Annotated in this window: 11 protein-coding genes; 1 reads left to right on the top strand and 10 read right to left on the bottom strand. The window is 49.6% G+C overall.

Annotated features, from left to right (window positions below; genetic code table 11):
- Positions 1 to 244: 244 nt before the first annotated feature.
- Positions 245 to 1,069 carry an RNA methyltransferase gene (locus MPB2EB_RS04425; RefSeq protein ID WP_185181176.1) on the bottom strand — a complete coding sequence of 275 codons (825 nt, stop codon included), beginning with the start codon at positions 1,067 to 1,069 and terminating at the stop codon, positions 245 to 247.
- A 111-nt stretch (positions 1,070 to 1,180) separates the two neighbouring features.
- On the opposite strand from MPB2EB_RS04425, the gene MPB2EB_RS04420 reads away from it, so the two are divergent.
- A complete protein-coding gene (locus MPB2EB_RS04420) occupies positions 1,181 to 1,981 on the top strand; it encodes an inositol monophosphatase family protein (protein ID WP_185181175.1) in 801 nt (266 codons plus the stop codon).
- 252 nt (positions 1,982 to 2,233) lie between these two features.
- Here the strand turns inward: MPB2EB_RS04420 and MPB2EB_RS04415 are convergent, their stop codons facing one another.
- The 9 genes from MPB2EB_RS04415 to hscA form a co-directional block, all read right to left on the bottom strand.
- Positions 2,234 to 6,556: a HEAT repeat domain-containing protein gene (locus MPB2EB_RS04415; RefSeq protein ID WP_185181174.1), complete on the bottom strand. Its 4,323-nt coding sequence runs from the start codon at positions 6,554 to 6,556 to the stop codon at positions 2,234 to 2,236.
- Between the two features lie 247 nt (positions 6,557 to 6,803).
- Positions 6,804 to 7,205: a diacylglycerol kinase gene (locus tag MPB2EB_RS04410; RefSeq protein ID WP_232534409.1), complete on the bottom strand. Its 402-nt coding sequence runs from the start codon at positions 7,203 to 7,205 to the stop codon at positions 6,804 to 6,806.
- On the bottom strand, positions 7,198 to 9,264 hold the full coding sequence (locus MPB2EB_RS04405) for an LTA synthase family protein (protein WP_185181172.1): 2,067 nt from the start codon (positions 9,262 to 9,264) through the stop codon (positions 7,198 to 7,200). Before MPB2EB_RS04405 ends, MPB2EB_RS04410 begins: the two co-directional genes overlap by 8 nt.
- Positions 9,265 to 9,665: 401 nt before the next feature.
- Positions 9,666 to 10,766: a cell division protein ZapE gene (zapE, locus tag MPB2EB_RS04400; RefSeq protein WP_185181171.1), complete on the bottom strand. Its 1,101-nt coding sequence runs from the start codon at positions 10,764 to 10,766 to the stop codon at positions 9,666 to 9,668.
- 75 nt (positions 10,767 to 10,841) lie between these two features.
- On the bottom strand, positions 10,842 to 12,278 hold the full coding sequence (gene lpdA / locus MPB2EB_RS04395) for a dihydrolipoyl dehydrogenase (RefSeq protein ID WP_185181170.1): 1,437 nt from the start codon (positions 12,276 to 12,278) through the stop codon (positions 10,842 to 10,844).
- A 26-nt stretch (positions 12,279 to 12,304) separates the two neighbouring features.
- Entirely contained in the window at positions 12,305 to 13,546 is a 1,242-nt protein-coding gene (odhB, locus tag MPB2EB_RS04390) for a 2-oxoglutarate dehydrogenase complex dihydrolipoyllysine-residue succinyltransferase (RefSeq protein WP_185181169.1), read from the bottom strand.
- Between the two features lie 115 nt (positions 13,547 to 13,661).
- Positions 13,662 to 16,517, bottom strand: a complete 2,856-nt coding sequence (locus MPB2EB_RS04385) for a 2-oxoglutarate dehydrogenase E1 component (RefSeq protein ID WP_185181168.1) — start codon at positions 16,515 to 16,517, stop codon at positions 13,662 to 13,664.
- A gap of 192 nt (positions 16,518 to 16,709) precedes the next feature.
- On the bottom strand, positions 16,710 to 17,057 hold the full coding sequence (gene fdx / locus MPB2EB_RS04380; RefSeq protein WP_185181167.1) for an ISC system 2Fe-2S type ferredoxin: 348 nt from the start codon (positions 17,055 to 17,057) through the stop codon (positions 16,710 to 16,712).
- A 31-nt stretch (positions 17,058 to 17,088) separates the two neighbouring features.
- Positions 17,089 to 18,966, bottom strand: coding sequence for a Fe-S protein assembly chaperone HscA (gene hscA, locus MPB2EB_RS04375; RefSeq protein WP_185181166.1), 1,878 nt, complete (start codon positions 18,964 to 18,966; stop codon positions 17,089 to 17,091).
- Positions 18,967 to 18,975: the final 9 nt, after the last annotated feature.

Genomic DNA, 18,975 nt, shown 5'->3' with positions numbered 1-18,975 from the left:
AAAATGCTTATATCTTGTCTGACGCATAAAAAAATCATCAGGCGCAAAAATAAACGGTGCAGATCTTACTTTACTGTTTATAGCGCCATCCGATGCCAATTTAACGAAATGCGTCTTGCTTATACGAAGCTACTCAGAAGGCTATGTTCTACTTTTATGCTAAAGCTTTCCATCTTGCGCCAGCGTCCAGTGAGCAAACAAGCGGGGTTGCTGATGTCGTATTTTGATCATCAGTTCCCGTGCCCTACTCCAGGTCTCGTGATTTTGCCTGCCAGATAATGCGTTTTGCGATGCCCCGCATAATATTCACTTCTTCGCGCTCAAGAGCGGTCCGCGCAAACAGCCGCCGCAGCCTAGACATAAGTTTTTTCGGTTGGGCCGGATGCAAAAAATCCAAGGCAATGAATGCGCTTTGCAGATGCGCAAACATGCGCTCAACTTCATCGCTTGTAGCGAGCGCACTGACGGATAAACCGTGCGCCAAGGTAGGCGTATGTGGTGGGCCATCGCCTTCGTTCAGTAGAGTCATTCTTAATTCATAGGCCAGCACTTGCACGGCCTGTGCAAGATTGAGCGAACTGTAAACTGGATTGGCTGGAATATGCACCAGTGCATTGCAACGTTCAACATCCGCATTGGATAAACCCGCGCGTTCATTGCCAAATATATAGGCAACTTCTCCCTGTGCTGCGACTAGGCGCGCTTGCTGCGCCGCACTGCGCGGAGTCAAGATAGGTGGGCTATAGCCACGCGGTCGAGCCGACAGCGCAACCGACCATTGCACGCCGCTTAGTGCAGTTTCAAGGGAATCGGTAATTTGGGCTGCAGCAAGCACATCCTGCGCGCCACTGGCTAGGGCCAGTGCATCAGGGTGCGTCAATACATTTGGGTGTTGCGGCTTAACCAGGATGAGACGACGCAAGCCCATGGTTTTCAGCGCTCGCGCCGCCGCGCCAACGTTACCGGGATGGCTCGGCTCAACCAAGACAAAGCGGGTCGAGGTTAAAGCGCACACTGAGTCCGAAGTGGGCTCGATTGGATCGGTGGGTTGATGGTTTTGCTGTTGCATATTCACGTATAGAAAAATTCAAGATGCATATCGACACCTCGCAAGTCAGTAAGTCCGTTAAAATAACGGCTTTTATAAATTAGTATAAAGCTAGCACAAAGGATTTTACTCATGCACCCTATGCTCAATACTGCAGTCAAGGCCGCGCGCCGGGCCGGGCAGATTATTAGTCGTGCTTCAATTGATCTGGATCGGATTCAGGTCAGTAAAAAACAACATAACGATTTTGTGACTGAAGTCGATAAGGCTGCTGAAGCCGCGATTATCGAAATTCTGCTCACAACTTACCCGAAGCATGCCATTCTGGCCGAAGAATCAGGCCATTCTGAACACTCCTCAGAGTATCGATGGATTATTGATCCACTTGATGGCACCACCAATTTCATTCATGGGTTTCCGTATTATTGCGTATCTATTGCACTCGCGCACAAAGAAGTGATTACGCAGGCGGTGATTTATGATCCGATTCGCAATGATCTTTACACTGCCTCGCGCGGCAGCGGCGCATTTTTAAATGACCGTCGTCTACGTGTTGCCCCGTGCGATCGGTTAGCCGATGCACTGCTAGGTACTGGCTTTCCGTTCCGAGATCAACAAGGTTTGGAAGCCTATTTGGAACTTTTTGGGAAAATGACCCAAGCGTGTGCTGGTTTGCGCCGCCCGGGCGCAGCTGCACTTGATCTAGCCAACGTTGCCGCAGGCCGACTTGATGGCTTCTTTGAGCAAGGACTTAACCTATGGGATATTGCTGCGGGCAGCCTGATGGTGACTGAAGCCGGTGGATTAGTGGGGAATTATACTGGCGACTCAAATTTTACCGAGCATAATGAAATTATGGCGGGCAACGCTAAATTGTACGCACAGATGGCGCAAATTCTTAGCCCGTATTCAAAAGTTAATTTAAAGAAATAAAATCTTGGGGCTTGCATCAGAAAAATAGAGTTTGCTAGTGCAGACTAGATTTCTTTTATGTGAGCTCCGAGCTTACCGAGGAATTTTTTCACATGGGCCGGTGCTAGGGTGCGTTGACGTTTTACATGTCAAAGCTATTTGAATGTAGTGGCTATTTTGAAATAGCAAGAATGTGCATTATGTTAAGTTTAGCCTGAATTTCATGGCACAAAATCCTTGAAAAGCCTTATGCCACGCCTGCTTAACCCATCTTTAGTACAGGGAAAAGTTCCTTTTTACCCAATAGGAAATATGGCGCGACACAGATGGCATCGGGATCATTCCCTCTTTTATTTGCACCGCTTCAAAAGCTTGAATTATCTTTTCTAGCTTAGCTTGCTCTATCCGGGCCGTCTGGCCTGGCCCCTTTTCTGTATAAAAATGAAGCCGATCCCCTTGAACATATAGTGGCGCTATGTGTTCACAGCTGTAATTAAACAAACATTCCGTATAAAGGCGCTCAATCTGGCAACGCGATAAACCTGGCAACACAGCATAAATAACATCAATATGCTGAACTAACGCCCTTGCTGCCCCTCTATATCCATCTTGATGCTGCAAAGCGCCGATCAAGGCCTGCACAGTAGCTTCGGACAGCGTACTCTGGCCTTCTAACGCCCACGCTGCTGCAGACCTAACAGTCTCACTTTCATTCTGTAAAGCGCTGATCAAGGCTTGCACAGCAGCTTCAGATAGCGTGCTCTTGCCTCTTAACGCATTCGCTGCCGCAGACCTGACATTCCACTCTTGATGCTGCAAAGTGCTGATCAAGGCCCGCACGGCAGCTTCAGACAAAGTGTTTTGGCGGTCTAACGCTTTTTCTGCCACAAACCTGATATCCTTATTTTGATCCTGCAAAGCGCAGATCAAGGCCTGCACGGCAGCTTCAGAAAGCGTGCTCCGGTTTCTTAGCGCCCACGCTGCCGCAGATCGGATGCTCTTATCTTGACCCTGCAAAGCGCAGATCAAGGCCTGCTCGGCGGCATCAGACAGCGTACTCTGACCTCCTAACGCACTCGCTGCTGCATCCATGACATCCATATCTTGATGCTGCAAAGCGTGGATCAAGGCCTGCTCGGCGGCTTCAAACAGCGTACTCTGGCCTCCTAACGCGCTCGCTGCCGCAGACCTGACGTCCTTATCTTGACCCTGCAAAGCGCCAATCAAGGCTTGCACGGCAGCTTCAGATAGCGTGCTCTTGCCTCTTAACGCCATCGCTGCTGCAGACCGGAGGCTCTCATCTTGATCCTGATCCTGCAAAGCGCAGATCAAGGCCTGCTCGGTGGCATCAGACAGCGTACTTTGTCCTTCTAACGCGCCCGCTGCCGCAAACCTGACGTCCTTATCTTGACCCTGCAAAGCGCCAATCAAGGCTTGCACGGCAGCTTCAGATAGCGTACTCTGGCCTCTTAACGCCATCGCTGCTGCAGACCGGAGGCTCTCATCTTGATCCTGATCCTGTAAAGCGCAGATCAAGGCCTGCTCGGTGGCATCAGACAGCGTACTTTGTCCTTCTAACGCGCCCGCTGCCGCAAACCTGACATCCCGCTTTTGATCCTGCAAAGCGCCGATCAAGGCCTGCACGGCAGCTTCAGACAGCTTGCCCTTGCCTCTTAACGCCATCGCTGCTGCAAACCTGACATTCCCATTTTGATGCTGCAAAGCGCCGATTAAGGCCTGCATAGCGGCCTCAGACAGCGTGCTCTTGCCTCTTAACGCCATTGCTGCTGCAAACCTGATATCCCACTCTTGATGCTGTAAAGTGTCGATCAAGGCTTGCACAGCAGTATAAGATAGCGTGCTCTGGCCTCCTAACGCTCTAGCTGCCGCATCTCTGACATCTTTATCTTGATTCTGCAAAGCACGGATCAAGGCCTGTACAACGGCATCAGACAGCGTGCTCTGGCCTCCTAACGCACTCACTACCGCAGATAGGATACTCTTATCTTGATTCTGCAAAGCACGGATCAAGGCTTGCTCGGCGGCTTCTGACAGCGCGCTCTGGCCTTCTAACGCTCTCGCTGCCTCAAACCTGATATACGCATCTTCATCCTGTAAAGCGCGGATCAAGGACTGTACAGCGGCTTCGGACAGCGTGGGACGTGCGCCTAACGTTTCAATTACCTTGCTCTTTCTATTATCTGGCTGATCTAACAACGTGAGCAGTAGATGCTCCGGAAAAGCCCTCTGCTGACCCAGCGCGCCACTATTCCCTAATCTCACCCCAAAATCCAACCACTTCATAAGCTCTTTTTCTAACCCACGCACGACTTCTGGGTTCAATCGACTCCGCGCTTCGTTTAAACAGCCCATCAACACCTGCTGGTGACGTCCTCCGATCAGGTCTCGCGGCGACTGTTCTAAGCCAGTAAAAAATTCCTCTAACGGAACACCCTTTAGCAGCCCCGCTACCATCCACCAGACTATTTCATAACGCGGGTTATATTTATGGCCAGCCATAAATGTATGAAGCGCGTCCTCACTTAACATCAAGGATTCATTGGTACGCTCGGATTGCCCTAAAGTCGAAGCGCCCCCATTTCCCGAATACGCCTCAAGATGCCTCACCAGAAACTTCGCTGCAAAAAACTCCTGAAACGTTAAATGGAGGAAATGATATTGGCGCTCTGATTCAGGACGATACCCTTCCGCTGTATGTAGATACGAAGTCTTTTTCAAATTGTCTGTAAAGCTGAAAAGTAATTTTTTTCCTAGAAATTCATTCTCAAGTTCTGCTTGGCACTGATCCAGTTCTTTCAAATTAAATTCTATTTTGCCTTCTTCGAGTCCTTTAAAAGCTAAGTACCCTAAATAATCAATTTCATCTTTCATCAGTTCTTCTAACTTTTCCTTTGAGGAAATTTGAATGACGTTAGCTTTTAATACCTTACTTTTTTGATCTTCCTTCGCCAATCGAACGCCGTCTTTGCGCCATAATTTATCCACCATCGCCTCATACAGCATCGACATAGTGATCTCTTGCTGCGGCGGGAGTTTATCCCAGCTATAACACAGCGCATCGAGCTGAATCGGGATATTCACTAGTCCCTGAATCAACAGAGTCTGGTGGATAAACTGCTGAATCGAGGCTTGATTTGATTCAGGCACAAATTTTTCTATATAGGCCTGTACATTGGCCGGACTAAAGCCGACTGTCTCCAACTCCAAATCTAGCTGCCCCAACAATCTGACATCGACCCCGGCCGGTCGGGAGGTAATTACCACATGCGCTTGATCGAGCAAGGTCTGTAAAAGATCCTTTAAAGGCGCACCTTCGTTGAGTTCCTCGATCACTTCATCCAAGCCATCTAAAATAAAGAGCGTTTTGGCCTGATGTGTATAAAAAGCTTTAGATAAGGCCTGCGCTTGGCTCATTTCATAGCCCGCAAAATACTGAGTGCAGAGCAAATCTTCTAAACGTTTTGGCGCATGCGTCTTCAGTTGTCGGAGGGGTATCCACAATACGCAATCAAACTGATCTTGCCAAAGCCCGCCGTTTTGATAGTCATAGACCAATTTTTTACACAAGGTGGTTTTGCCAATCCCCGCTCGACCTTGAATTAAGATCCGTTTGGGAATGCCTTCTGAACCATCGCGTAATTTTTGCTTCTCAAAAAGCTTATCTAACTCAATCAACTTGTTGGGATTCGTCGCCTCAAGCCGCTGCCGTTCACTGCTGGGCAGGCGGTTGAAAGTCACTACTTGCTTTTCCAGCTCTTGTTTGTCTTTTTCGCGTTGCGCCTGACTTTCTACAATCGCCAGATTGATATAACAGTCTTTTAGTGAAGCAGTCTCACCCGATACACGCCGAATCGACAGACTCGATAATTCATAATATTTATAGAGTGCATTGCGCAAGCCCTCTAACGGAACTGTATTCGATTGTGAATTATAGTATATGTTGACTGTGTTATCTCTGCCCTGGACTGGCGCATTAACCGTACCTTGGCAGTATTGAAAGACAGTCTTTCCAGCGGGATGACCCGCTTGAATAGAAAAGGGTAAAGCGTCGGGCGAAAGATTGGACCGATGCGCGGCAGACGCTGAATCGTTTGTGGGTGGTAAAAATCTGTCTGAACTGGCTTTGTGTTCAGACAGATTTTCTTTAACCCATTGTACTGTTTCTTGAAACACTTGCTCGGATTGGGCGCTCTGTCCTTGAGCCGATAAATACTGGCTATGACAAAGGCCAATGCTTTGCAGCAGAACCTGGACATCGGCTTGATTCGGCCCTAATCGGTATGCCTCTAGTGCGTATCTTTGAGCTTGTCGATAGGCATTTCCTGCCATGATATTACGTTGATTTTTTAACAAACCTGCATAATCCAAATGGATCCGAGCAAGGGTTTGAGACACTGCGGGTTCAGTTGAATTTAATTTTTCCGCTACGCGAAGGGCCTGTTGATAGCACGTTTGGGCCTTATCTACTTCACCTTGTTTTTCATACTCCAGCGCTTTTTTGTGAAAATCTGCCGCTGATTGAGGGGCACCACGCGTTATCCCAAAATTAGAGTTTGATACTGGCCCTATCTCCATTTTTCTTCCTTTAGCCTGTTTTACTTAAGGTGTGCATTCCGCACCAATTTTTTATTCGTAGCGCGATTTTAGCAAAGCAAGATTGTCCTACAACCCACTTTTGTGGAATGTGGTGAAACGCCGACGCTCAACGTCTGGCTCGGCCATTTTCTCCCTCCGAATATTTCACGATGTAAAAAATAAGTCCGTCGCCTTATCTGATAACTTGTATCATTTTTATAGTAGAGAAAAAATAAACGCTACGAAATTAGACTAACCCGGCACGTAACCACGCCCATACCAGTGGGCCAGCCAACGTTAGCCAGATTAATCCACACAAACACAGTGCGATAAAAACCGCTGCACTCGCAAAATCTTTCGCTTGTTTGGCCAGTGGGTGTGGCTCTAGCGAAATCCGGTCAATCGCAGCTTCAACCGCAGAGTTAAGCAGTTCAAGACTTAATACCCAAAGTATCGAGGCAATCAACATCAACCTTTCAACCATCGTCACCGGTAAAACCACCGCAAGTGGAATCAGGATGAGGGCCAGCATCATTTCTTGGCGGAAGGCCCTTTCCTGCATCAGCGCATCGCGCATACCGCACAAAGAATAGCGTAGCGCATGCCAGAGACAAGCTAACCCTCGGGGCTTTTGATCAAAGTTATTCATTGACTTTTGCTCCTCTATTTTGCACATTGGCGCGCTGCAATCCTTGGATCACTTGATAACGCGTATACCAATCAGCCAATGCCAACCATGCGCGCGCTTGCCGGCCTTGCTCTTGTAGTAGAGGCGCCGCTTCTGCGCTTGCGGTTAGCGCGGTCTGAGAAACATCCCAGTCAAAAGCCGACAAATGCCGGCCAACAAAGGGCAATAAAGCACCTTCTCGACTGAATAACGACTCAAAAGCTACGATCGCATACTGGTTTTGTGGCGGTGCTTCAGCAAACAGGTTGTCTCCAAAATGCGGATACACTGCGTCCGATAAGGCTAGATGATAAAGACTCGGAAAAATATCTCGGTGGCCGGCATAGCGGTTAGGATCGGGTTTATAGTGGGGCCGATACGCTGGCGGCACCCGAAAGTAGGCAGGAACGCGATACAAGTCTTTACTATCGGTGGGTTGGCGATAACGCAACAAAGCACGCAGATTATGATCCCCGGTTGCCGCCACCAAAGTTTTCTCACTTAAGGTTGAATGGTCTATACGGTCAAGAAATAAACCCAACTGATGATTTGCATATTGGTAAGTCTCAACCATTTTCTGAGCGCTCTGCGCATCGGCAGAAAAATGGGGAGCCATCTTAGAGAGCTCGAGTGGTAACGGCTTATAATGATCCGGGGTTTGATGAGGGGGATGATTGGTTGTCGTTAATAAAAAAAGAAAAACTTTCTCTCCGCGCGCTTCGCTCTCTTGCAAAATGTCATAAGCAAAGCGGAATAAATATTCATCATAGATACCCCATACATTACGTTGCGCATCAGGGTAACGCTCAATAATGTTACCCATATCGTAGACTTCATCAAAGTACTGATGCTTCATCACGCGGCCAATCGAGCGCCATGCATTGCTGCCGCCATATAGAAATAAGGTACGATAGCCCTGCTCTTTAAAGGGTTTTGCGGCCGCCGCTGGATAGCTGATAAAGCCATAGCTGCCTTGCGTCAATGGCGTTAAGGGTGAATTGAGCAGAAGTGCTTCTAGCGTTGGGTGAGTGCCTAGTTGGGCAGAGAAAAAATTATGAAAGAGTGTATCGCGCTCTAAATGCTTTCTTAATGCGCCCGTTAAATCGTTTTGTGCCGTATCAAATTTAAGCTGATGCGCGCCCCATGATTCCATCAATGCGAATACCACATGCGGCGGGTGTGCCTTAACAAATTGATTAGGGGGTGTACGATGAAAAATAAAAGCCTCTAAATCATCTTGATGGCCTGACTTTGCCCCGAGCGTATGGGCTACCTCTTCGAGTGAATGGAACCCATATGCTGCCAATTGTCGAGTTGGATCGTCACTGGTGAGATTAATTTGCTGACGCCGATCTTTAACTGCATCGTAGAGTGCCTGCCAGGCATTGCGGACTAAATCATTCACGAAAGGGTTGGCGCTGACAACAGCATCTTGATCGCGCAATGGAAATTTACCCAATTGCCCACGCGCAAAAAATACCAGCGCCAGTAGCGTCACCAGCACCGCAGCCGGTGCCCACCAGCGGAACTGGGTTAAGTGGGATCCCCTCGCCCACCAAAAGGTTAGGCGCATTTGCAGCCAGCTTAATGCAAGCACGATCAGCACGGCCCAAACAACTGGATAATCACTCCAAATCGCCGCTATCACACCATGCGTATCGTCCTCATACAAGCCGAAGAGAATAGGCGTAAAGGGTGTCTTATAAAAACCATAATAAAAATATTGGCAAATTGCGGCAAAATTGGCAGCGAAAAACAATGTGGCCACCATCGCCCGCTGCAAACACCTCCCTATCTTGTGCGAAAATTTTGGCACGGCGATGAGACTCGCAGATACAAAGAATATGAGCAATCCGGTCGCCAACATTTTGAAATCAAAACGTGCGCCCATCCAAAAGGCTCGGGCCAACTCTTTGTACTGCTGTCCAAGCAAGCTTGGGTCGCCATAGCTTAACAACTGAGCGATACGAAAGCCCATAAAACTTAAAGTACCCAGAATGAGCACGGCCCATACCGCACGAGAAAAATTTAAACCTGACATAAAATAAATGTATTGAATAGACGACTTCGACTGCGGTTACCCAATGCTTGGCTTTCAACCTAACCAGCCATTCATCTGATACTCAGAAAATAGGATTAGAGGGCGCTTTTGACACGTATGTGCATATTACCCCAGCAGAGCGCTCAACAAATGTGCATTGCATAGCACAAGGTCTCCAGAGGCCTGATTTTATCTTTCAAATGGAAGAGTAATACAGGCTTTTCAACAGACTTATCCACTGCGTTTGTGGATAAGTAGTCGGTGCTAAATAAACCATTTTTTTAAATTTAGAGAGAAATAGAAAAAACCGAGCGGCTGATCGCTAAGCCCGAAATAAGCACAATAACAAGATACAAAAGCCCAAACGTTCTAAGGGCCATGCACATAGCGCGCGCCACAGCTTATGTCAACGAAGTGTCCACGGTGCTTCGATTCGGCGCTTCTAAGTAAGTTTTTGACTGCATTTCAATAATGCGCGACACCGTGCGCGCAAATTCATTCGCCAGCGGGCCACCAAAATAAAGCTCGGTGGGTGTGACTTCGGCTGAAATTAACAGCTTAACTTTATGGTCATATAAAACATCGATTAACCAGGTAAAACGGCGTGCCTCAGAAGCCATGCGCGGCGTCATTTGCGGCACACCTGACAGAATAATCGTATGAAAGCGATTGGCCAGTTCAAGATAGTCATTCTGCGAGCGCGGTCCTCCACAGAGAGTCGCGAAATCAAACCAGACCACCCGGCCAGCGCGGCGTAATGCAAGTAATTTACGCTGTTCAATACGCAATAACGGGCTTTCGTCAGGCCCGGCGGCTAGCGCCGCAAAAGTTTGCCGCAAGGCTTCATCGGCGGTTGGGCTAAGCGGCGTATAGTAAACATTCGCTTGCGCGAAAGTCCGTTGACGGTAATCAACACCGCCATCCACATTGATGATTTCAAGCTTGCTACTGAGTAGATCGATGGCCGGTAAAATGCGGTCACGGTGCAAACCTTCTGGATAGAGCGTTGCAGGGTGGTAATTTGAGGTCGTTACAAATTGCACGCCGCTTTTAAATAAACGTTCAAGCAAACGATGCAGGATCATGGCATCGGCAATATCCGACACATGGAATTCATCAAAGCAGATTAAGCGATAACGTTGTGCAATATCGCGTGCTAACACATCCAATGGATTAGCGGTTTTTTTAAGCTCATCAAGTTGCCGGTGCACTTCACGCATAAATTCATGAAAATGCAACCGAATTTTGTTCGGCAGTGGCACGCAAGCGTAAAAACTATCCATCAAGAAGCTCTTGCCGCGTCCTACGCCCCCCCACATATAAACGCCTTTGGGCGTTTCGCCAGGGCTTAGCAATTTCATAAACACATTGGCGTGCCGCGCTTGGTATTTGACCCATTGCTCATAGCAACGCTGCAAGCTCGCCACCGCTGCATGTTGAGCGGAATCTACCCGATAGCCGCGGGTTTCGAGCTCACGCTCATAATATTGTATGACATTCATTGCGCAGCCAATAAAAAAGACGAGTCACCTCGCCTTTTTTATTCACCTCTATTGTGCTTTCTGTTGATCCACGTCTTACATATTCAGCGCGCGCTTTTCCACGGCCAAAGCGGCCTCGCGCATGACTTCAGATAAGGATGGGTGGGGATGGCAGATCCGGCCAATATCTTCAGACGCTGCTTTGAATTCCATGGCAGCGACCGCTTCAGCAATTAAATCAGAAGCCGCAGACGAGACAATATGTACGCCGAGAATTTCATCGGTTTTCGCATCTGCTAGCATTTTGATAAAACCTTCCGCCTTTGCCATGCCAAGCGCGCGGCCATTCGCTGCGAATGGGAATTGCCCCGCTTTGTAGGCACGCCCTTCTTGCTTAAGTTGCTGCTCGGTCTTGCCTACCCAGGCAATTTCAGGTGCGGTATAGATCACCCAAGGCACGCAATTGTAGTCGATATGCGGTTTTTGACCATCAATGACTTCGGCTACCATGACCCCTTCGTCTTCCGCTTTATGGGCCAACATTGGGCCTCTGACGACATCGCCAATTGCATATACATTAGGCAATTGAGTCCGGCACTGCTCATCGACTTCAATCATGCCGCGCTCGTTCACCGCTAGCCCAATCTTTTCTAAGCCTAAACCATCTGTGTTCGGCACACGCCCGACGGAGACGATTAAACGATCCGCGGCCAGCGTGTGTGCGGCGCCTTCTTTGTCAGTATAGGCAATTGAAACGCCCTGCTGGGTGGTTTTAACGTCGCCGATTTTGACCCCAAGGTGAATCGCTAGCCCTTGCTTGGTCAATTGTTTCCAGGCTTCTTTAGCAACGCCATCATCCGCGGCCGCAAGAAAACTCGGCGCGGCTTCTAGCACGGTAACTTGTGCGCCTAGACGACGCCATACCGAACCCAGTTCTAGGCCGATCACACCGGCCCCAATCACCGCGAGTTTTTTAGGGACAGAGTCAAACGAGAGCGCGCCTTCGTTATCGGCGATGATACGGTTATCAATCGGAATGTTTGGCAAATGTCGGGCTTTTGAACCGGTCGCAATAATGATATGTTGACCGGTAATGGTTTGCGCTGCGCCCTCGCCGATGACTTCGATTTGATAATTTCCCGCGCTATTGCGAGCGGTAAATTGAGCATGGCCTTTGAGCCAAGTCACTTTGTTTTTGCGCAACAAAAACTCAATGCCTTTGGTCATTTTACTCACAATGCCATCTTTACGAGCCAGCATTTTGGCTAAATCGAGCTGCACTTCGCCGTTTACTGAAATCCCATGCTCGGCCAGGTGATGCGCTGTGTGCTCGAAGGTTTCAGACGACGCCAAGAGTGCTTTGGAAGGGATACAGCCGACATTCAGGCAAGTGCCGCCTAGAACTGTTTCGCCGTTTGGGTTTTTCCATTTTTCCACGCAAGCCACCGATTTACCGAGTTGCGCTGCGCGAATTGCTGCGATGTAGCCGCCTGGGCCACCGCCAATCACAATGACATCAAATTGATTAGACATAATTCAGATACAGAAAAGTTAGACGGTTACAGGTCGAGCAAGAGTCGCGCTGGGTCTTCTAACGCTTCTTTGATGGCAACGAGCGCTAATACGGCTTCCCGCCCATCGATAATGCGATGGTCGTAAGACATGGCGAGGTAGTTCATTGGACGCACCACAATTTGCCCATTTTCCACTACAGCGCGCTCTTTAGTGGCATGCACGCCAAGGATCGCGGATTGGGGTGGATTAATAATAGGTGTGGATAGCATTGAGCCAAATACGCCACCGTTGGAAATAGAGAACGTGCCGCCGGTGAGTTCTTCTAGCGACAACTTACCCTCTTTCGCTTTTTGGCCATATTCTGCAATCTTGTTTTCAATCTCAGCCAAGCTCATTTGATCTACGTCACGCAAGACGGGCACCACCAGTCCGCGTGGCGAACCAACGGCAATGCCAATATCAAAGTAGCCGTGATACACCACATCGTTGCCATCGACTGAGGCGTTTACGATCGGGTATTTCTTTAATGCATGCACGGCTGCTTTAACAAAGAAAGACATAAAACCTAAGCGCGCGCCATGGGCTTTTTCGAATTTATCTTTGTATTTATTACGCAGCTCCATAACCGGCTGCATATTGACTTCGTTAAACGTCGTCAAGATCGCGTTGGTTTGTTGCGATTCAAGGAGGCGCTGTGCAATACGGGCGCGCAAACGCGACATCGGCACTCTTTGTTCTGACCGGCCTTCAAGCGACTGGCTTAAATTCACCGCAGCTTTCACCTCAGGCAGTGCGGGTTTAACCGCAGCGCGAGCAGGTGCAGCCGCCGTGGGCGCCACTGCAGGTGTAGCTAGCACATCGCCCTTCGTGATTCGCCCATCGCGTCCACTGCCTTCTACTTGAGCTGCACTCATGCCTTTTTCAGCCATGAGTTTCGCTGCTGAAGGCATGGCTTTCGCACTGGCTGGCTCAGCCGGTGCGGCAGCATTAGGTACACTTGCGGCTGGCGCTGGTTTAGCTTCGCTGGAGACGGCTCCGGCTTGAGCTGCCGTATCGATTTTAGCAATCACTTCATCCGCGACCACCGTATCGCCATTTTCGCGGACAATCTGCATCATGACCCCGGCTGCTGGCGCAGGGACTTCAAGCACAACTTTATCGGTCTCAACTTCAATGATGATTTCATCTTGTGCGACCGCCTCACCGGGACGTTTTTTCCATTGCAGCAGGGTCGCATCAGCGACGGATTCGGATAGCTGCGGCACCTTGACTTCTACAATAGCCATTGATTTTCCTGAATAGATCTCTAACAAACCGAAGTATATTTATTTTTCGGCACACGAGCGTGCCGAAAAATGCTTGTATTCTATAACGGCGTTGGGCTTTAAAAGCCCAACGCTTTTATTTTACGCGTACTGCGCCTTTCAAGCGGCCAAATGCTCCTTCAATGAGTTGCTTTTGCTGCTCATAATGTTTCGCATAATACCCCACCGCTGGCGAAGCAGAAGCAGGACGGCCACTATAGGCAAGTTTTTGCCCTTCTTTCATGCCTTCTAGCAGATGATGCTCGATATAGAACCAAGGCCCTTGGTTTTGTGGCTCATCTTGGACCCAGACTATTTCGGTAACATGCTCGTATTTCTTCAATTCTGCTTCAAAGGCTTTATGCGAGAAAGGATAGAGCTGTTCCACTCGAATGATGGCGGCATCCTTTATCTTGTTTTCACGGCGATGCGCTACTAGATCATAGTAGACACGGCCCGAGCAGACTACCAGTCGCTTGATTTTTTTAGGCTCGAGTGTCGTATCTGTTTCACCAATGATCGTGCGGAAAGATCCTTTAGCGAGCTCAGATAAACTGCTCACGGCCTCTTTATGACGCAGCAGCGATTTCGGCGTAGCGACGATTAAGGGCTTACGGAACAGACGAATCATCTGCCGACGCAATAGATGAAAGACCTGTGCTGGCGTTGTCGGTTGTACCACTTGCATATTGTGATCTGCGCAGAGTTGTAAAAAACGCTCAATCCGCGCGGATGAATGCTCTGGCCCTTGGCCCTCATAACCATGTGGCAACAGCATCGTCAAGCCTGAAACCCGACCCCATTTCACTTCACCCGATGAAATGAATTGGTCAATCACGACCTGCGCGCCATTCGCAAAATCGCCGAATTGCGCTTCCCATAATACAAGGGTATTGGGCTCGGCTGTCGAGTAGCCATATTCAAAGCCTAGCACGGCCTCTTCGGACAGCACGGAGTCGATCACATTAAAGGTCGCTTGATTCTCGGTGACGTTCTTTAATGGGATATAGCTGCCGCCATCCCAGCTTTCTCGGTTTTGATCATGCAACACGGAGTGACGGTGCGTAAATGTGCCGCGCCCGCTATCTTGCCCAGTTAAACGTACGGCATAGCCAGAAGCGACTAACGAAGCATAAGCCAGGTGCTCGCCCATGCCCCAATCAAGCGGCTGCTCACCTTTACCCATGGCGCGGCGATCATTCACCACCCGCTCAACTAATGAATGCAGTTTGAGCGTTTCTGGTACCGTAGTAATCCGCTCAGCTAAGCGTTTTAGCTCAGCTAACGGCACGGCTGTGTCTGCCGCATCGGTCCATTTACGGTTTAAAAATGGTACCCAATCGACTGCATATTTACTTTTGTAATTCGACAAGACGGGATCAACCGTATGCTGTCCTTCGTCCATCGCTTGACGGTAGCGCTTCACATACCCATCGGCTTCTTCGTTGGTTAAAACACCTTGCGCCACTAGTTTCTCGGCATAGAGTGCACGAGTGCCTGGATGCTGAGCAATCTTTTTATACATCAATGGCTGCGTGACCGCAGGGGTATCTTGCTCATTGTGGCCTAGCTTGCGGAAGCAAACAATATCCAGCACCACGTCTTGATGAAATTTTGCCCGGAAATCGACCGCGAGCTGAGTCGCTAAGATCACGGCTTCTGGATCGTCGCCATTCACATGAATAACGGGCGCTTCGATCATCTTGACAACGTCTGAGCAATACAAAGTTGAACGCGCATCGCGCGGATCAGAAGTCGTAAAGCCAATTTGATTATTAATCACGACATGCACGGTACCGTACGTGCCATAGCCCCGGGTTTGCGCCAGATTGAGCGTTTCCATCACAACCCCCTGCCCGGCAAACGCAGCATCGCCATGCACTAGCACGGGCAATACTTGGCTGCCATCTGGATCGCCGCGGCGCTCCATCCGAGCTTTGGCTGACCCTTCAACTACTGGGTTGACAATTTCAAGGTGGGACGGATTGAACGCCAGCGACAAATGCACGGGACCGCCTGGGGTCGATACATCGCTGGAAAAACCTTTATGGTATTTAACATCGCCCGCCGGCAGCTCATCTAAGTGCTTGCCTTCAAACTCAGCAAAAAGATCCGCCGGCATTTTGCCCAGGGTATTGACTAAGATATTCAAGCGACCGCGATGCGCCATCCCAATCACGATTTCTTGCACGCCTAGCCCGCCGGAATGGCGCACCAGCTCGTCCATCGATGCGATAAAACTTTCACCCCCTTCGAGGGAAAAGCGTTTTTGGCCGACAAACTTAGTATGCAGGTAACGCTCAAGCCCTTCGGCTGCAGTGAGGCGCTCAAAAATATGCTTTTTCTTTTCAGCCGAAAAATCTGGCGTGGCGCGAGTCGATTCCAGGCGCTCTTTCCACCAGCGTTTTTGTTCAGGGTCACTGATGTACATGAACTCAACGCCGATTGTGCCGCAGTAAGTATCGCGCAGCGCTTTGACGATTTCTCTTAGAGTGGCTTGCTCAAAACCAAAATATAAATTCCCGGCATGGAATACTTGATCCATGTCGGCTTCAGTGAAATCATAGAAAGCGGGTTCAAGCTCAGGGATGTGTGGGCGCTCTTGGCGCTTAAGCGGATCTAGATTAGCCCAGCGCGAACCCATAAAGCGATAGGCATCAATTAACGCTTGAACGTAAACTTGTTTACGCGCAATCCCCAAATCCATGCTGCCTGTTTGCTGCTGCAATGTATTTGCTTTAGCACGTTGCGCAAAGGACTCAATAATTGGACCATGTGCCACATCGCTCGCGTTAGAGCCATCAACCGCAGGCACATTTTGGAGCGCATCGAAATAGTCGCGCCAATGATCTGACACGGAAGCAGGATTGTTGAGATAGGCTTCATAAAGCTCTTCAACATACGGCGCATTACCGCCAAATAAATATGAGTTTGATCGAAATTGTTGCATCATTTGACGCTCACCTTTTCCTCAAGTTTGTCGAGAAATAGCGGGTTAACCAGACCTCCCGCAGCACGGCCTGACCGTTTAGCGGATCGCAATTAGCGCACAGGAAGGAGGGAATTCAGATAGCGCCTCAATCAAACCACTGACTGAGGCGATCTATACGAATAATTTTAACACAGCAAATAGCGAGCGCTATTCTTAATGCTTTTCTTTTGCATGATTAATTGTATACCGTGGAATTTCAACCACGATAGCGCCCTCGGCTTGGGCTGGGATCAGCGCTTGGCATGATAAGCGAGAAGTGGCTTCCAACCCCCAGGCCATATCAAGCAAATCTTCTTCCATTTCACCAGGATGGCCGAGTTGCTTAAAGCCTTCTCTTACAATCACATGGCAGGTTGTGCAGGCACACGATTTCTCACAGGCATGCTCGATCTCTACCCCATTTTCAAGTAATGTATCGCAGATACTTTTGCCTGGCGTCGCATCGATCACAGCGCCTTCTGGGCATAATTCGAGATGAGGTAATACAATGACCTGAGGCATCTAAGGTTCCCGTTATTTCTTAAAAATAATGTTATTGTTCAGTCAGCTCTTTAACTTTGCGGCCAGCTAGCGCCGCACGAATATTCTGATTCATGCGCCGGGCCGCGAATTCATCGGTTACGGTCGCTAATGTTTTAATCGCTTGTTCCAAAGCATCGTGTTGCGGACTCTCTTTGAGTTTCTGCAGCGTATCTAGGGCGGTGTCAATCGCGGCTCGCTCGGCTTCGCTGAGCAACGCCGCATCGCTGGCTAAAGCGCTTTCTGTGGCGGCTAACAAGCGCTGCGCATCGACTTGGAGTTCACGCAATGCGCGCGTATCTTTATCGAGGTTAGCCGCCTGAAAACTGTCATTTAGCATACGAGAAATATCTTCATCGTTTAAACCATAGGCCGGTTTGACTGCGACTGAAGCGGCAACGCCGGAGTGCGTTTCACGCGCAAATACGGATAATAACCCATCCGCATCCACCTGATAACTGACCTGAATGCGTGCCGCACCTGCCACCATAGGCGGAATCCCGCGCAACTCAAAACGCGCCAGCGAACGACAATCTGCAACAAGCTCGCGTTCACCTTGCACGACATGAATCGACATGGCGGTCTGCCCATCTTTAAAGGTCGTAAATTCTTGTGCACGTGCAACCGGAATGGCTGAATTACGCGGAATAATTTTTTCCACCAGCCCACCCATGGTTTCAACTCCCAACGAGAGCGGAATGACATCCAGCAAGAGCCAATCGTCATCCGCGCGCCGGTTACCGGCTAACAGATCGGCTTGGATTGCGGCCCCCAGTGCGACCACTTGATCTGGATCAATGCCAGTCAGTGCGGGTTGCTCAAAAAACCCTTCAACCGCACGGCGAATCACGGGCATGCGCGTTGCACCGCCGACTAATACAACGCCTTGCACCTCTTTTACGGTAATCTGCGCATCGCGTAAAATTTTACGCATCGGCGTCAACGTCCGCTGCACCAGCGGTTGAACCTGCTCAGCAAATTCAACTTCACTGATGTGCACGGCAATCTGTTCGCCACTTGCCAACAAAACATTCACGCTGGCTTGCTGAGCCGTCGATAAAGCTTCCTTCGCGCTCCGCGCAGCATCCAGTAATAGCCGCTGCTCACCAACGCTCAGCAAGTGCATCTCTAAGCCTGCTTTGGCAAGCACATAGTCTAGCAAGGCTTGATCAAAATCATCTCCGCCTAGCCTTGAGTCGCCGCCAGCCGCGAGCACTTCAAACACCCCTTGCGTCAGTTTAAGAATCGACAAATCAAACGTGCCGCCCCCTAGGTCATAGACCGCGTAGATTCCTTGCGCACCGCTTTCAAGCCCATAGGCAATCGCCGCCGCAGTAGGCTCGTTGAGTAAGCGCAGTACATTAAGACCGGCAAGCTGAGCGGCATCTTTTGTGGCTTGCCGTTGCGCATCATCAAAATAAGCCGGTACCGTGATCACTGCGCCAAATAGTTCGCCGCCCAGCGCAGCTTGCGCGCGCTGCTGCAATGCTGCCAGGATTTCAGCCGAAACTTCGACCGGGTTTTTGATACCGGCTGCGGTTTTGATTTGCACCATGCCCGGCGCTGCGACCAAATTATAGGGGGCATGGGCGGCTTGCTCGATTTCTTCCTTGCCGCGCCCCATTAAGCGTTTGACCGAGACAATCGTATTTTTGGGGTCGAGTGCCGCGTGTTCTTTTGCCAGGCGGCCCAACTGTCGCTCACCGCTTGGGAGATAACGCACCACCGAGGGGAGTAAGGCATCCCCTGCTCTATCTGGCAATACTTCGGGTAGGCTATTGCGTACTGCAGCCACTAAAGAATGGGTTGTGCCAAGATCGATGCCCACTGCAAGCCGTCGCTCGTGAGGCGCGGGCGCTAGACCGGGCTCGGAAATTTGTAATAAAGCCATCAGCTTGCC

This window comes from Mycoavidus sp. B2-EB (genome assembly GCF_014218255.1).
Lineage (GTDB): Bacteria > Pseudomonadota > Gammaproteobacteria > Burkholderiales > Burkholderiaceae > Mycoavidus.
The sequence above is the reverse complement of the archived record's forward strand: the minus strand, read 5'-3'. Positions and strand labels throughout refer to the sequence as shown.

What these genes read in the sequence shown, in the direction of transcription:
- MPB2EB_RS04425 (WP_185181176.1), bottom strand. Translation starts at nt 1,069, where the DNA reads ATGCAACAGCAAAACCATCAACCCACCGATCCAATCGAGCCCACTTCG.
- MPB2EB_RS04420 (WP_185181175.1), top strand. Translation starts at nt 1,181, where the DNA reads ATGCACCCTATGCTCAATACTGCAGTCAAGGCCGCGCGCCGGGCCGGG.
- MPB2EB_RS04415 (WP_185181174.1), bottom strand. Translation starts at nt 6,556, where the DNA reads ATGGAGATAGGGCCAGTATCAAACTCTAATTTTGGGATAACGCGTGGT.
- MPB2EB_RS04410 (WP_232534409.1), bottom strand. Translation starts at nt 7,205, where the DNA reads ATGAATAACTTTGATCAAAAGCCCCGAGGGTTAGCTTGTCTCTGGCAT.
- MPB2EB_RS04405 (WP_185181172.1), bottom strand. Translation starts at nt 9,264, where the DNA reads ATGTCAGGTTTAAATTTTTCTCGTGCGGTATGGGCCGTGCTCATTCTG.
- zapE (WP_185181171.1), bottom strand. Translation starts at nt 10,766, where the DNA reads ATGAATGTCATACAATATTATGAGCGTGAGCTCGAAACCCGCGGCTAT.
- lpdA (WP_185181170.1), bottom strand. Translation starts at nt 12,278, where the DNA reads ATGTCTAATCAATTTGATGTCATTGTGATTGGCGGTGGCCCAGGCGGC.
- odhB (WP_185181169.1), bottom strand. Translation starts at nt 13,546, where the DNA reads ATGGCTATTGTAGAAGTCAAGGTGCCGCAGCTATCCGAATCCGTCGCT.
- MPB2EB_RS04385 (WP_185181168.1), bottom strand. Translation starts at nt 16,517, where the DNA reads ATGATGCAACAATTTCGATCAAACTCATATTTATTTGGCGGTAATGCG.
- fdx (WP_185181167.1), bottom strand. Translation starts at nt 17,057, where the DNA reads ATGCCTCAGGTCATTGTATTACCTCATCTCGAATTATGCCCAGAAGGC.
- hscA (WP_185181166.1), bottom strand. Translation starts at nt 18,966, where the DNA reads ATGGCTTTATTACAAATTTCCGAGCCCGGTCTAGCGCCCGCGCCTCAC.